This window comes from Streptomyces venetus, from assembly GCF_039540295.1.
Classification (GTDB): Bacteria; Actinomycetota; Actinomycetes; order Streptomycetales; family Streptomycetaceae; genus Streptomyces; species Streptomyces venetus.
In genome coordinates this window covers 59236-71991 of sequence record NZ_BAABET010000004.1, presented here as the reverse complement: position 1 = coordinate 71991, position 12756 = coordinate 59236, and the positions used below count along the sequence as shown (strand labels likewise).

14 protein-coding genes are annotated in these 12756 nt (G+C 72.2%); 6 read left to right on the top strand and 8 right to left on the bottom strand.

The genetic code is table 11. The features are described 5' to 3' along the window. Positions 1–153 precede the first annotated feature (153 nt). Positions 154–576, top strand: a complete 423-nt coding sequence (locus tag ABEA82_RS14090; RefSeq protein WP_345661792.1) for a helix-turn-helix domain-containing protein — start codon at positions 154–156, stop codon at positions 574–576. Positions 577–594: 18 nt separating this feature from the next. On the opposite strand, the gene ABEA82_RS14085 is transcribed toward ABEA82_RS14090, so the two are convergent. Together ABEA82_RS14085 and ABEA82_RS14080 are read right to left on the bottom strand one after the other, a co-directional pair. Beyond that, entirely contained in the window at positions 595–1197 is a 603-nt protein-coding gene (locus ABEA82_RS14085; protein WP_345661791.1) for a ClpP family protease, read from the bottom strand. Between the two features lies 1 nt (position 1198). After that, positions 1199–1837: an ATP-dependent Clp protease proteolytic subunit gene (locus tag ABEA82_RS14080; protein WP_345661790.1), complete on the bottom strand. Its 639-nt coding sequence runs from the start codon at positions 1835–1837 to the stop codon at positions 1199–1201. A 305-nt stretch (positions 1838–2142) separates the two neighbouring features. Here ABEA82_RS14080 and ABEA82_RS14075 point away from each other — a divergent pair, with 305 nt between their 5' ends. Next, positions 2143–2625 carry a VOC family protein gene (locus ABEA82_RS14075; RefSeq protein ID WP_345661789.1) on the top strand — a complete coding sequence of 161 codons (483 nt, stop codon included), beginning with the start codon at positions 2143–2145 and terminating at the stop codon, positions 2623–2625. Positions 2626–2659: 34 nt separating this feature from the next. Here the strand turns inward: ABEA82_RS14075 and ABEA82_RS14070 are convergent, their stop codons facing one another. The 3 genes from ABEA82_RS14070 to ABEA82_RS14060 all read right to left on the bottom strand — a co-directional run bounded on the left by ABEA82_RS14070 (position 2660) and on the right by ABEA82_RS14060 (position 5639). Next, positions 2660–3550: an aminoglycoside phosphotransferase family protein gene (locus tag ABEA82_RS14070; RefSeq protein WP_345661788.1), complete on the bottom strand. Its 891-nt coding sequence runs from the start codon at positions 3548–3550 to the stop codon at positions 2660–2662. Between the two features lie 17 nt (positions 3551–3567). Next, a complete protein-coding gene (locus ABEA82_RS14065) occupies positions 3568–4467 on the bottom strand; it encodes an SGNH/GDSL hydrolase family protein (RefSeq protein WP_345661787.1) in 900 nt (299 codons plus the stop codon). A gap of 164 nt (positions 4468–4631) precedes the next feature. Beyond that, positions 4632–5639 (bottom strand): zinc-binding alcohol dehydrogenase family protein, encoded by a 1008-nt coding sequence (locus ABEA82_RS14060; protein ID WP_345662349.1) that lies wholly within the window; start codon positions 5637–5639, stop codon positions 4632–4634. 151 nt (positions 5640–5790) lie between these two features. Between ABEA82_RS14060 and ABEA82_RS14055 the strand changes: the two genes are divergently transcribed. Next, positions 5791–6588, top strand: a complete 798-nt coding sequence (locus ABEA82_RS14055; protein ID WP_345661786.1) for a VOC family protein — start codon at positions 5791–5793, stop codon at positions 6586–6588. Between the two features lie 38 nt (positions 6589–6626). Further along, on the top strand, positions 6627–7328 hold the full coding sequence (locus ABEA82_RS14050) for a ribonuclease H family protein (protein WP_345661785.1): 702 nt from the start codon (positions 6627–6629) through the stop codon (positions 7326–7328). Position 7329: 1 nt separating this feature from the next. Here the strand turns inward: ABEA82_RS14050 and melC2 are convergent, their stop codons facing one another. Both melC2 and melC1 read right to left on the bottom strand, forming a co-directional pair. Continuing rightward, complete coding sequence (melC2, locus tag ABEA82_RS14045; protein WP_345661784.1) at positions 7330–8151, bottom strand: tyrosinase MelC2; 822 nt, start codon at positions 8149–8151, stop codon at positions 7330–7332. A 32-nt stretch (positions 8152–8183) separates the two neighbouring features. After that, a complete protein-coding gene (gene melC1, locus ABEA82_RS14040) occupies positions 8184–8549 on the bottom strand; it encodes an apotyrosinase chaperone MelC1 (RefSeq protein ID WP_345661783.1) in 366 nt (121 codons plus the stop codon). Positions 8550–8965: 416 nt separating this feature from the next. Between melC1 and ABEA82_RS14035 the strand changes: the two genes are divergently transcribed. Then, the gene (locus tag ABEA82_RS14035; protein WP_345661782.1) at positions 8966–10420 is read left to right on the top strand and encodes an MFS transporter; all 1455 of its coding nucleotides are present in this window, start codon (positions 8966–8968) and stop codon (positions 10418–10420) included. After that, positions 10417–11001, top strand: a complete 585-nt coding sequence (locus tag ABEA82_RS14030) for a TetR/AcrR family transcriptional regulator (RefSeq protein ID WP_345661781.1) — start codon at positions 10417–10419, stop codon at positions 10999–11001. Before ABEA82_RS14035 ends, ABEA82_RS14030 begins: the two co-directional genes overlap by 4 nt. Here ABEA82_RS14030 and ABEA82_RS14025 read toward each other — a convergent pair. Continuing rightward, positions 10991–12730 (bottom strand): cholesterol oxidase substrate-binding domain-containing protein, encoded by a 1740-nt coding sequence (locus ABEA82_RS14025; RefSeq protein ID WP_345661780.1) that lies wholly within the window; start codon positions 12728–12730, stop codon positions 10991–10993. The genes ABEA82_RS14030 and ABEA82_RS14025 overlap by 11 nt on opposite strands. Between the last annotated feature and the right edge of the window lie 26 nt (positions 12731–12756).

Below are 12756 nucleotides of genomic sequence, written 5' to 3'. Positions count from 1 at the left end.
ATACGCCTCCCGCATGCCCGCCGAATCGCCGGTCGGCGGAAAATCTGTTACACGCACCGGACGGGCCCGTCCGTTCCGTCCCGTTCATCCCATTCCACTGAGGGCGGAACGCCGATCCCTTCCCCGCACGACCAGGAATTCTAGGCTGGAGCGGTGACCAACCACCTGCCCGAGGAAGCCCGCGTCATCCCGCTGCGTCCGCCCGGCACACGCCCCGCGGCCGCCCGGCCCGCCACCACTGCGCCACACCACGGACCCCCGGTCGCGAGGGAGCCCCTCTGGCGCGACCTGGTCGGTGACGTCCTGCGCCGCGAACGCCTCGCGCAGGAGCGCACGTTGAGGGACGTCGCCGACGCGGCCCGGATCTCCATGCCGTACCTGTCGGAAGTGGAGCGAGGCCGCAAGGAGGCCTCCTCGGAGGTCCTCGCGGCCGCCGCCCACGCCCTCGGACTGGGCCTCGGCGACCTGCTGTCGAGGGCTCAGGGCGAACTGACCCGCGTCACCTCGCGGCACGCGGGCGGCAGCCGCCGCGGGGCGTCGCCGTCGTCGTACGACGGGCTGTGCCTGGCCGCCTGAACCGGTCCGGCCGGCGCCTCACACCGTCACGAGGCGCCGGCTGAGCACCTCGTCGGCCAGCCCGTACGCCACCGCCTCCTCGGCGGTGAACACCTTGTCCCGGTCCATGTCCGCGCGCAGGGTCGCGAGGTCGTGGTGGGTGTGCCGGGCCAGCACCTCCTCGACCTGGGAGCGGATCCGGACCATCTCCTTGGCCTGGAGCGCGAGATCGGAGATCGCACCCCGGCTGCCGCCCGCGGCCGGCTGGCCGAGCAGCACACGCGCGTGCTCCAGCACGAACCGCCGCCCGGGGTCCCCGCCGGCCAGCAGAACGGCCGCCGTGGAGGCCGCCTGCCCGACACAGCAGGTCGAGATCGGCGCCTTCACGTACGACATCGTGTCGTAGATCGCCATCAGTGAAGTGAACGAGCCGCCCGGGGAGTTGATGTAGACCGAGATCTCGCTCTCCGGCGCCGACGACTCCAGGTGCAGGAGCTGGGCGATCACGACGTTCGCCACGCCGTCGTCGATCTCGGTGCCGAGGAAGATGATCCGTTCGGACAGCAGCCGGCTGAAGACGTCGGAGGAACGCTCGCCGTGCGCGGTCCGCTCGATGACGTAGGGGATCGTGTAGTTGGCCATGTCAGAGCCCCATCCGTCGCTTCTGGGCGGTCGGGCGGATATCGGCGAGCGACTCCACGACCTGGTCGACGATGCCGTAGTCCCGGGCCTCCTCGGCCGTGAACCAGCGGTCGCGGTCGCCGTCCCGGGAGATGGTCTGCGCGGAGTGGCCCGTGTGCTCGGCGATGAGCCGCTCCATGGTCCGCTTGGTGTGCTCCAGGTTCTCCGCCTGGATCTCGATGTCGGCGGTGGTGCCGCCGATGCCCGCCGACCCCTGGTGCATCATGATCCGCGCGTTCGGCAGGGCGTAGCGCTTGCCGGGCGCGCCGACGCAGAGCAGGAACTGACCCATGCTGGCCGCGAATCCCATGGCGAGCGTCGAGACGTCGTTGGGGATCAGCTGCATCGTGTCGTAGATGGCGAGTCCCGCGTGCACGGAGCCGCCGGGGCTGTTGATGTACAGGCTGATGTCGGTGCGCGGGTCCTCCGCGGACAGGATCAGCAGCTGGGCGCAGACCCGGTTCGCGGAGACCTCGTCGACCTGGGTGCCGAGCAGCACGATGCGCTGCGCGAGCAACTGGGCGGCGAGATGGTCGTCGAACCGGGTCGCAGGGGTGTCGCCCTCCTCCGCCCGCGGGGTGAGGGTGGTGAGTGGAGTCATCGGTTCTCCTCGTCGGAGCAGGAACACCGCGGACATGCCGCGGATGTGCTGTCGTCTCCACACTTGGCCTCCGGCGACGCCCCCGTACGGTTTCTCTGCCCTCGGCAGATCCGCTCCCGGCAGAGCGCGGGCTCAGCCCTTTCTCCCGCAACTGACGGAAGAACGCCCGCACATCACGTTGGCAGGTCCGGATGCCGGTTCGCGCGGGTGTACGCCACCCGTGATCGTGGCCGGAACGGCCGATGAGTTTCCGGGCCCGGACCGGTCGACACAGACGACAGCGACCCACACCCCGGGAGGTACTGATGGCATCCGACGGTTTCACCACGTGTCTCTGGTTCGACGGCCAGGCAGAGGAGGCTGCCCACTTCTACGTCTCGATCTTCAAGAACTCCAGCGTCGGCAAGATCGCCCGCTACCCCGAGGGCGCGCCGCAGCCCGCCGGGAGTGTGATGACCGTCGAGTTCACGGCCAACGGGCACCGGTTCCTCGGGCTCAACGGCGGACCCGAGTTCAAGTTCAGCGAGGCGGTCTCCTTCATGATCTTCTGCGAGAACCAGGAGGAGATCGACTACTACTGGACCAGGCTCACCGAGAACGGCGGCGAGCCCGGCCCCTGCGGCTGGCTCAAGGACCGGTACGGCGTGTCCTGGCAGGTCGTCCCGGACCGGCTCGACGAGATGATCACCGACCCGGACCCGGCGAAGGCAGCACGCGTCACCCAGGCGTTCATGGCGATGAGCAAGTTCGACATCGCCGCCCTGGAGAAGGCGTACGCGGGCGAGTGACGTGCCGGCACGGGGGCGGAGCCGTCTTTTGCCCCTACGCCGTCTCGGCCAGGATCTCCCCGATCACATGCCGGGAGTTCGCCGCGACCGGCGGGTTGGTGTCCCAGTAGTACGGCAGCGCGATGACCGCGATCGACAGGGCCCAGCCCCGTGCCCGGGTCCATTCGGCCTCGTCCACGCCCATGGCCGCACGGAAGACGCCGCGCGCCGCGGCGGGCAGCAGACACCAGGCGGCGATGAGGTCGACGGCGGGATCGCCCACCCCTACCGTGCCGAAGTCGATCACGCCGGTGAGCCGGCCGCCCCGGACGAGCAGGTTCCCGGCCATCAGGTCGCCGTGCGCCCAGGCCGGCGGTCCGGTGTGCTCCGGGGCGCGCAGGGACGCCTCCCACACGGCCGTCACCGCCGCGGTGTCGGCCCGGCCCGCCAGCTGCCCGAGGGCCTCCCGCACGAACCGGTCCCGGCTCGCCAGCGGAACGCCCCGGCAGCCGACCGGCCCGTCCGCCGCGTCGATCCGGCGCAGTGCCGAGACACAGGCCGCCAGGTCCTCGGCGAGCAGGGCGGGTTCCTCGAGCGTGCCGGGCACCGGGTTGTGTCCGTCCAGCCAGCCGTAGACCGACCAGGGCCACGGGAAGCCCTCCGCGGGCTCACCCCGCCCGAGGGGTTCGGGCGCGGCGGCGGGCAGCGCCGGGGCCAGCCGGGGCAGCCAGCGCAGTTCGTGTGCGATGGCCTCGACGGCGCGGGGATGCCGGGGGAGCCGCACGACCTTGTCCGCCCCGAGCCGGAACATGGCGTTCTCGGTCCCGGAGGACTCCAGGCGCCGCAGGGGGAGCCCCGCCCACTGCGGGAACTGTCCCGCGATCAGCCGGCCGACGAGCGAGACGTCGATGTCCCTCTCGTCCTCATGCATCAGCAGCGTGCCCATGGCGTCCATTCGAGCGGTCAGCCGGCCGACTGTCGAATGGTTTTGGTGATCTCCCGGGCGATGCGCAGGATGCCGGGGGAGCGCACCGGGCAGGGCTTCGGCGTGGACGTGGTGGGCGCCAGGCAGAAGTGCAGGTGGTCGTCGTCGCGGTGCAGGGCCGTCCGGCCGCGGCCCGGCTGGGTGCAGTAGTCGGGATGGGCGCGTTCGTAAGGGGTGCAGGGCAGGTACTGCGTCCAGGTGTAGCGGCCGGTGGCCGGGCTCACCGCCTTCCCGGCGTCGGCCACGAGGCCGCCCGACGCGTCGGCACGCTCCCGGTAGAGCGCGTTGACGCGCCGGACCCGGTCCGGGGTGATCGGGTCCGGGCCCTGTGACACCCAGACGACGTGCGGGCGGGTGCCGCCACCGGCCGCGGCGATCTGCTCGGTGAGCCGGCGCGCGTCGGCGGCGTACCGGGTGAAGTACCGGGCCGGGGACTTGTCGTAGGTGATGCCGTCCATGCACGGCGTGTAGCCCCAGGAGTTGCCCCAGAACTGCAGCACCACGAAGTCGGGCCGCAGCCTGCGGACCAGTGCGGCGGCCTTGTCGGCGGCCGGCACCAGGGACCGGTCCGCGGTCCCCTCCAGGTAGTCGCACAGCGTGGTGCCGGAGTACGGGGCGCTCAGGTACTCCGCCTTCAGTTCCCGGCGCACCTCCTGCCCGAGCACCCGCCGGGCCTCCATCGCCAGCGAGTCGCCGAGGTACAGCACCTTGGGCGTCTTCGTCGGTCCCGGGGCGGGGGAGGCGGGGACGCGCCGGTGGGTGGTGGCCGACGCGCGCGGCGCCGTCGGCGGTGGCTCCCCGGGCGCGGACACCGGATCCCCGCATCCGGCCAGCAGCACCCCGGCCAGCAGCACGCCCACGACCCACGGCTTCCGCATGCGGCAACTCCCGCCCCCCGGCCACCGAAACGGCACTCAGGCAAACACAGCCGGGCGCCGGGGGGGAAGGCGTGTGCCGGACACGGTGGCTCACACGCGGTCGGCCGCGATCAGCAGATACGGGAAGCTGCCGTTCTCGTGCCCGGTCAGGAACCCGCCGGCCTTCACCCCAAGTCGTTCACCAGTACGGCCGCCCCGTCGAATCGCCCCGCCTTCAGGTCGCCGAGTGCCTCCGTGGCGCGTGACAGGGGGTACGGGTGGGTCGTCGCGTGTACGCCGTACCTCGCCGCGAGGGTCAGGAACTCGCGGCCGTCCTCGCGGGTGTTGGAGGTGACGCTGCGGAGCTGTTTCTCGTAGAACAGTTCGGTCTCGTAGTGCAGGGGAGGCGTGTCGGTGAGGTGGATGCCGGCGACGGCCAGAGTGCCGCCGCGGTCCAGGGCGCGCAGGGCGACCGGGACCAGGTCGCCCACCGGGGCGAACAGGATCGCGCTGTTCAGCGCCTCAGGGGGCCTCGCGTAGGCGTCCTGCGCGGACGCGGCACCAAGCTCCAGCGCCAGCCGACGGGCCTCGGTGCCGCGCGTCATGACGTGCACCGTGGCTCCCTCGGCGATCGCCACCTGCGCGCACAGATGGGCGCTGCCCCCGAAGCCGTACAGCCCGAGCCGCCCGCCGGACGGCAGCGCGGACCGTCGCAGGGCGCGGTGGCCGATGATGCCGGCGCACAGAAGGGGTGCCAGTGCCAGGTCCGAGACGTCCTCCGGCAGCCGGTACGCGAACGCGGCGGGCACCGTCGTGTACTGCGCGTAGCCGCCGTCGGCGTGCCAGCCCGTGTACGCGGACCGCGCGCAGAGGTTCTCCGCGCCGCGACGGCAGTACGCACAGCTGCCGTCCGTGCGGCGCAGCCAGGCCACGCCGACCCGTTCGCCCGGCGTGAAGCCGCGCACCGCCGCACCCGCCTCGGCCACGACACCGACGACCTCGTGACCGGGCGTGACGCCCACCCGGCGTACCGGCAGATCGCCCTCGGCGACGTGCAGGTCGGTACGGCACACACCGCAGGTGCGAACCCGCACCAGCAGCTCGTCGTCCGCGGGCACGGGCACCGGCTTCTCGACCAGCCGCAGAGCCCCCTCCTCGACCGGCCCCGGCCGCACCACCGACCAGGCGCGCATCGTCCCGTCCGCCATGCCGTCGCTCCCCGCACCGTCCGCGGCCCTCCCTGCCCAGTCTGCGGCGGAACCGCCCGTTCGGCGCGCGGGCCGGTCCAGGGGTGACTAGCGTGAGGAAACGGACCGATCCACCCTTTTCGAGAGGCTCGCAGTCATGGCCGTGCAACCCGAAGGAACCCCGTGCTGGGCCGACGCGATGTTCAACGACCTCGAGGGCGCCAAGAACTTCTACGGAGACGTTCTCGGCTGGACCTTCGCCGAGGCGTCCGCGGAATACGGCAACTACACCCAGGCCTACGCGAACGGCAAGGCGGTCGCCGCCGTCGTCCCGCCCATGCCCGGGCAGGAGGGCCAGTCGCAGTGGTGCCTGTACTTCGCCAGTGACGACACCGCCGCCACCGCGGCCCGGATCCGTGACAGCGGCGGCGAGGTGCTGATGGAGCCGATGCAGGTCGGCGAGTTCGGCACCATGTGCCTGGCCCGCGATCCCAGCGGTGTCGTCTTCGGGGTCTGGCAGGCGGGCACGCACGAGGGCTTCGAGTCCACGGCCGAACCGGGCGCCTACACCTGGGCCGAGGTCTTCACCCGCGAGCCCGAGAAGTCCGACGCGTTCTTCCCCGCCGTCTTCTCCTACCGGCAGCGGGACATGGAGGACGGTGAGATGGACTTCCGGGTCTACGATCTCGGTGAACGCACGGTGCTGGGCCGGATGAGGATGACGGAGGAGTTCCCGCCCGAGGTGCAGCCGTACATCAACGTCTACTTCGGCGTCGAGGACTGCGACGAGGCCGCGGCGAAGGCCACCAAGCTCGGTGGTGTGCTGCGGTTCGGCCCGATGACCACACCGTTCGGCCGGTTCGCCGCCCTCAGCGATCCGCAGGGCGCGAACTTCTCGGTGATCGACACCACGACGACCGAGGGCGACATGCCGAAGCTCACGGACGTGTCGTAGGCGCCCCCTCCCGGCCGAGCCACCCGTGCGGTCATGGCATGATCGAGCCCATGCCTGAACGTGTTGTGGCCGCGTGTGACGGGGCTTCGAAGGGAAACCCCGGGCCCGCGGGCTGGGCCTGGGTCGTCGCCGACGCTTCCGAGAGCCCGGTGCGCTGGGAGGCGGGGCCCCTCGGCAAGGCCACCAACAACGTCGCGGAACTCACCGCGCTGGAGCGCCTGCTGGCAGCCACCGACCCGGCCGTGCCGCTCGAGATCCGGATGGACTCGCAGTACGCGATGAAGGCCGTCACCACCTGGCTGCCCGGCTGGAAGCGCAACGGCTGGAAGACGTCCGGCGGCAAGCCGGTCGCCAATCAGGACCTCGTCGTGCGCATCGACGAGCTGCTGGACGGCCGCTCGGTCGAGTTCCGCTACGTGCCCGCCCACCAGGTCGACGGCGACCGGCTCAACGACTTCGCCGACCGCGCCGCCAGCCAGGCCGCCACCGTCCAGGAGCCCGCGGGCAGCGAGCACGGTTCGCCCGAGCCGCCGCCCGCCCCCGACGTCCCGGCCAAGGCCCCGCGCTCCCGGTCGCGCGGCGGCACGGCACGCACCGCGAAGAAGACCTCTTCGCGCACCATCAAGGCCAAGTTCCCGGGCCGCTGCCAGTGCGGCCGCCCCTACGCGGCGGGCGAGCCCATCGCCAAGAACGACAGCGGCTGGGGCCACCCGGAGTGCCGCACGGCCGCGACCGCCTGAATCAGGCGTCGAACGTGTAGTGCGGCGTGTGGTCCAGCAGATCCGCCGGACTCGTGTCGTGCCACGGCCTCATCGTCTCGTGGAGGTCGACCACGTTCGGCGTGCCCGAGACCGGCAGATAGCCGGCGCCGGGGTGCCGCCGCTGCCACTCGGCCCACAGCTTGTCGATGTACGCGTGGTGCAGCCAGAACACCGGGTCGTTGGGAGAGGCCCCGGTGGCCATGTGTCCGCCCACCCAGACATGGACGCGGTTGTGCAGATTGACGCCCCGCCACCCTTCGAGGTGGTTGCGGAAACCGTCCGAGGCGCTGTTCCAGGGCGCCATGTCGTAGGTCGGCATCGACAGCACCGACTCGACCTCGGCCGCCGTGGGCAGCGGGCGTCCCCCGGAGCCGAGCGAGCGCCGCAGGAACGTACGGCCGTCGACGCGTACGTTGATCGGCCAGCCGCCGGCGGTCGCGGCGAACGGCCCGTCCGACACACGGCCGTCGCGCTCACGCCCGGTACCCCCGAGGAAGTCGGGCGCCCACAGGGAGGCGCGCGGCGACCGGTCGACGGTCCAGTCCCAGTACGGCAGCGCCACCGACGCGTCCACCGACTGCAGGGCCCGCTCGAACTCCAGGAGGAATCTTCGGTGCCAGGGCAGGAAGGACGGTGAGCGGTGGCCCGTCCGCTCGCCGTCATCGGTGTCGGAGACGATGAACTCGTTGTGCGTCGTGACGAACGCGTCGTAGCGGCCGCTGCGCTTCAGTTCCATGAGGGCGGCGACGAAGCGCCGCTTCTCGTCGGTGGTCAGGGCGGACTGGTTCTTGCGGACGGTCATGAGCGGGTGCTCCAGATGCCTTTCGGTTCGGGTCAGTTGGCGGGGAAGGGCAGCAGTGGCGCGCCCTGCAACTCGTCGACGGCGGCACGGGCGGCGGCGCGCGGGGTGGCCACCGGGTCGTAGTGGCTGACGACGCTGATCCAGGTGCCGTCGGCGTTGCGCATCACGTGCAGCTCCACCCCGTCGACGAACACCGCGTATCCGGCGCCGTGGTGGTGATGGCCCGCTCCTTCGGCCGGCCGGCCCTGTATCCGCCGGCCCTTGTAGACCTCGTCGAAGGTCCCGGGGGAGCCGTGGTGTGCGGCGGCGAGGGCCGGGGTCGTCCCTGACAGCGTTCCCACGGCCGTGGCGAGCACGGCCGCGGCGGTGAGCGCACGGCGGCGGCTGAGTTCCGGCATACGGATCTCCTGGGTTCGTTCGGCTGATGACCCCGCATGCCTACCGGCCCCTCCGGTAGCGGGAGAAATCCACGCGAGCCGGTTGGCTACGATCCGGGCAATTCCCCTTATGTCGTGCAAGGTTGAACGAAGATGATCTTGCTGTGAGGTGTGGCCGTGTCGGTTGCGGAGGGGGAAATTCCGCCCGCCTGGGGGGCTGCGGCGACTGTTTCTCCCCGTGAGATCCGGTGCTCGTGGTGCGTGTCACGCCGCGAAACTGGCGCGATCCGGTGGTCACGTGGAGGGCGGCGCCCTGGAGGCGACCGCCCTCATCCGGTGCGCCCGCATCCCGCCCATGTTGGTGAATGGGAATTCACCGAGTAAGGTGAATAGGAATTCACCCGCCGCCTCGCCAGGCGTAGCCCGCTGGAGTACCAATGGACCGGACCGCCGCGATACGCACCCGGCTCACCGTCCCGGTGCTCGCGTTCGGTGGCATTCTCATGGCCGTCATGCAGACCGTGGTCGTCCCGCTGCTGCCCGACCTGCCCCGGCTGACCGGTGCGTCGGCCGGCGCCGTCTCCTGGATGGTCACGGCCACCCTGCTCTCCGGAGCCGTCCTCACTCCGGTCCTGGGCCGGGCCGGCGACATGTACGGCAAGCGGCGGGTACTCATGTCCGCCCTCACGCTGATGACGGCGGGCTCGGTCCTGTGCGCCCTCTCCTCCGACATCGCGGTGCTGATCGCCGCCCGCGCCCTGTCCGGAGCCGCCGCCGCGGTCGTCCCGCTGTCCATCAGCATCCTGCGGGACGAACTGCCGCCGGAGCGCCGGGGGTCGGCCGTGGCCCTGATGAGCTCCACCGTCGGCATCGGCGCCGCGCTCGGCCTGCCGCTGGCCGCGGTGGTCGTGCAGTACGCGAACTGGCACACCATGTTCTGGGTGACCAGCCTCCTCGGGGCCACGGGCCTGACACTGGTGTGGTGGGCGGTGCGGGAGTCGCCGGCGCGGCAGCCGGGCCGTTTCGACGTGCCGGGCACGCTGGGATTGGCCGCCGGGCTCGTGTGTCTGCTGCTCGGAGTGTCCCAGGGCGGGCAGTGGGGCTGGGGCAGCCCGCGCGTCGTGGGCCTGTTCGTGGCCGCCGCCGTCGTGCTCGCGCTGTGGTGCCGGCAGCAGCTGAGGGCCGCCCAGCCGCTGGTGGACCTGCGGCTGGTGGCGCAGCCCAGGGTGGGACTGTCCCATCTGGCGGCCCTGCTCGCCGGGTTCGCCTTCTACGCCAACACCCTCGTCACCGCCCAACTGGTGCAGGCGCCCGAGGCCACGGGGTACGGGCTCGGTCTGTCCATCGTCGCCACCGGCCTGTGCCTGCTGCCCGGCGGCATCGTCATGCTGCTGCTGTCGCCGCTCTCCGCCCGGATCTCCGCCGCGCGCGGGCCGCGCGTCACGCTCGCCGCCGGAGCGGTGGTGATCGCCGCCGGGTACGCGGTCCGCATCGCCGACAGCCGGGAGCTGTGGATGATCGTCGCGGGTGCCACGGTCGTGGCGACCGGGACCACCCTGGCCTACTCGGCGCTCCCCACACTCATCCTGCGGGCCGTACCGGCCGAGCAGACCGCTTCCGCCAACGGCGTCAACGTCCTGATGCGGACGATCGGCCAGGCCTGCTCCAGCGCCGCCGTGGCCGCCGTCCTGGTGCACCACACCAGCCTGGTCGGCGGCGCGCCCGTGCCCACCCTGCACGGCTACCTGCTGGCTTTCGCGATGGCCGGGACGATCGCCCTCCTCGCCGCCGCGGTGGCGCTGTGCATCCCCCGGGACGCCGGCCCCGACGGACCGCAGCCGGCCGGGGACCGCACCCGGGACGCGCGCGACCAGGCGATGGAGGGAGCATGAGTGCCGTGAGCACTCCACACGTCACGCCCACACCCGCCCGCCGGGACGCCGAGGCGACCAAAGCGGCCATCCTGAAGGCGGCCCGTCATCTGCTGGCCCGGCACGCGCACGCCGACATCACGCTCAAGGCGGTCGCCGACCGCGCCGGTGTGAGCGCGCCGCTGATCCTCAAGTACTTCGGCAACAAGGACACGCTCTTCGCGCGGGTCATGTCCTTCGAGACCGACGCCGACGCCCTGCTGGCCGCTCCGCTCGACGGACTCGGCCCGCACATGGTCCGGCACGTGCTGCTCAGCCAGTCCGAGCAGGGCGCCGACCCGCTGCTGCGGATCGTCTTCGCGCCCCTGCACGGCGAGCAGGGCGACATCCTGCGCGCCAACTTCCGCACCCAGGTGACCGACCGCCTCACCGCCCGACTCACCGGCCCCGACGCGGGCCTGCGCGCCGAACTGGCCGTCGCGACCCTGCTCGGCCTGGGCGTGATGTACGGCATCGCCCGGGGCACCGAGGTACGGGCGACCGCGATCGACACCCTGGTGGACCGGTACGCGCCCGCGGTGCAGGCCCACCTCAGTCCCTGAGCACCGGGCCGAACAGCCGGTCCAGGAAGGCGTTGCCGTACACGCGGTGCGGGTCGAGCCGGCCCAGTGCCGCGTCCGCCTCGGCCCACTCCGCCGTACCGACGGCGGCGGGCACCACCGTCCTCAGCACCTCCTCGTCGCTCCACACCCCGTCGCCCGTGTACGCCCAGCCCTTGGACCACTCCACCCGGGTCAGGGCGAAGCCGCCGTCGAAGGTGCCCAGCAGGAACCGCTCGATCTCGCGCAGGAACGCCTCCGCGTCCGGCGTGCCCGGCAGCGTCAGGACGTCCAGCCACACCGCCGTGTCCCACTCGGGGTGGTCCTCGCGCGGGCGGAGCGCGGACAGCAGGGGCGGGCGGGCCCCGGCCACCCCGGCGTCGGCCGGGTCGTCGAGACCGGTCACGCGGATCTCCACCGAGCCGTTGACCGGGAAGCTGCCCCGGGCCGCGTACGCCGTCAGCCGCTCCCGGTAGAACGCGGCGAACTCGGAGACGACCCGCTGCACCCCGTTCCGCGGGGTGAGCACCGCGTAGCCGTCGGCGTGGACCCGCAGGGTGGTCGGCTTCAGATACAGCAGCGTGTTCTTGGACGGCCCCCACAGGTCCGCGGAGGCCGTCGTCACGAGCCCGAGCGCGGCCGCGTCGTACTGCGCCGTCCCGAGCAGCGGAGCCAGGTACCAGGCGGCGTCCGACGTCATCCGGCCCACCAGCTCCGCCACCGGGGCCGGGATGTTGTCGGAGAACGGGTAGTTGTACGGCTGCCGCACGTGCCGCGACGTCAGCGGCCGGGTGGGGGAGACGCTCCACACCTTCAGCCAGGGATGCTCGGTGAAGGCGAACCAGATCGCCTCGACCCGCCCTGCCTCGTCCAGGAAGCTCGCGAAGGTACGCCCGTCGCCCGAGCCGGGCGCGGCGAAGAGTTCCCCGGCCGGGATGTCCGTGCGGCTCACACACCGCAAGTCGGTGTTCGCGCCCACCCGCAGCACCACCTCGGTCACCAGGGACCGTCCGAGATGGGTCAGCAGCGCGGCGCAGTCCGCCTCGTCGCGGTGGAACGTGCGCAGCGCGTACGCGCCGGCCCGGGAGTCCCACACCACGGCCGTCAGGGACAGGATCAGATTGCTGAGCGAGCCGTACGTGTGCCCGGCCGGGCGCCGCTCGCCCCGCGCGGGTACGGCGGTGCCGTGCGCGTCGACGGCCAGGGCGCCTCCCAGCGTCAGGACGCCGGGGGCCGGCGTGGCCGTGACGCCGAGGCCGTGTTCCTCCAGGTAGGTCAGCAGGGCCTCCAGGGTGACGCCGGTCCCGGCGCGCACGGACGTGGGCGACTCCAGGGCGAGACCGGTGAGGTGGGGAGCGGTGTCGACCAGGAGGACGGGCGCACGGGACGGTGTCCCCTCCGTCAGCGTCAGGGGCGACCAGCCGTGCGCGGCGCCGCGGGCGCGCACCCGCCACCCTTGCCGCCACGCCCAGTTGACGACGTCGACCACCTGCTCCGGCCCCGCGGGCGCACAGGCCCACAGGCCGTCGGCCGTGATCTCGCCGACCCAGTTGCGGTACGCCGAGCGGTACAGCGCGACGTCCGCCGGGAAGTCCGGCAGTTCCGCCGCGGCCACCGCCGGATCCGCAGGCAGCCCCGGCAGGGCGGCCAGGGCGGCGGCAGTGAGGAGGAAACCCCTGCGCGTCCAATGCGGGTCGTCCGACGGGAAGTTGCTCACTGAACCAGTTGTCACGTGACGTCACGCTAGAGGCCCGTTGA

Coding starts and splice junctions, on each gene's coding strand:
- ABEA82_RS14080 (WP_345661790.1), bottom strand. CDS start 1,837: ATGACTCCACTCACCACCCTCACCCCGCGGGCGGAGGAGGGCGACACC.
- melC2 (WP_345661784.1), bottom strand. CDS start 8,151: ATGACCGTCCGCAAGAACCAGTCCGCCCTGACCACCGACGAGAAGCGG.
- ABEA82_RS14060 (WP_345662349.1), bottom strand. CDS start 5,639: ATGCGCGCCTGGTCGGTGGTGCGGCCGGGGCCGGTCGAGGAGGGGGCT.
- ABEA82_RS14085 (WP_345661791.1), bottom strand. CDS start 1,197: ATGGCCAACTACACGATCCCCTACGTCATCGAGCGGACCGCGCACGGC.
- melC1 (WP_345661783.1), bottom strand. CDS start 8,549: ATGCCGGAACTCAGCCGCCGCCGTGCGCTCACCGCCGCGGCCGTGCTC.
- ABEA82_RS14050 (WP_345661785.1), top strand. CDS start 6,627: ATGATCGAGCCCATGCCTGAACGTGTTGTGGCCGCGTGTGACGGGGCT.
- ABEA82_RS14075 (WP_345661789.1), top strand. CDS start 2,143: ATGGCATCCGACGGTTTCACCACGTGTCTCTGGTTCGACGGCCAGGCA.
- ABEA82_RS14030 (WP_345661781.1), top strand. CDS start 10,417: ATGAGTGCCGTGAGCACTCCACACGTCACGCCCACACCCGCCCGCCGG.
- ABEA82_RS14070 (WP_345661788.1), bottom strand. CDS start 3,550: ATGGGCACGCTGCTGATGCATGAGGACGAGAGGGACATCGACGTCTCG.
- ABEA82_RS14035 (WP_345661782.1), top strand. CDS start 8,966: ATGGACCGGACCGCCGCGATACGCACCCGGCTCACCGTCCCGGTGCTC.
- ABEA82_RS14065 (WP_345661787.1), bottom strand. CDS start 4,467: ATGCGGAAGCCGTGGGTCGTGGGCGTGCTGCTGGCCGGGGTGCTGCTG.
- ABEA82_RS14055 (WP_345661786.1), top strand. CDS start 5,791: ATGGCCGTGCAACCCGAAGGAACCCCGTGCTGGGCCGACGCGATGTTC.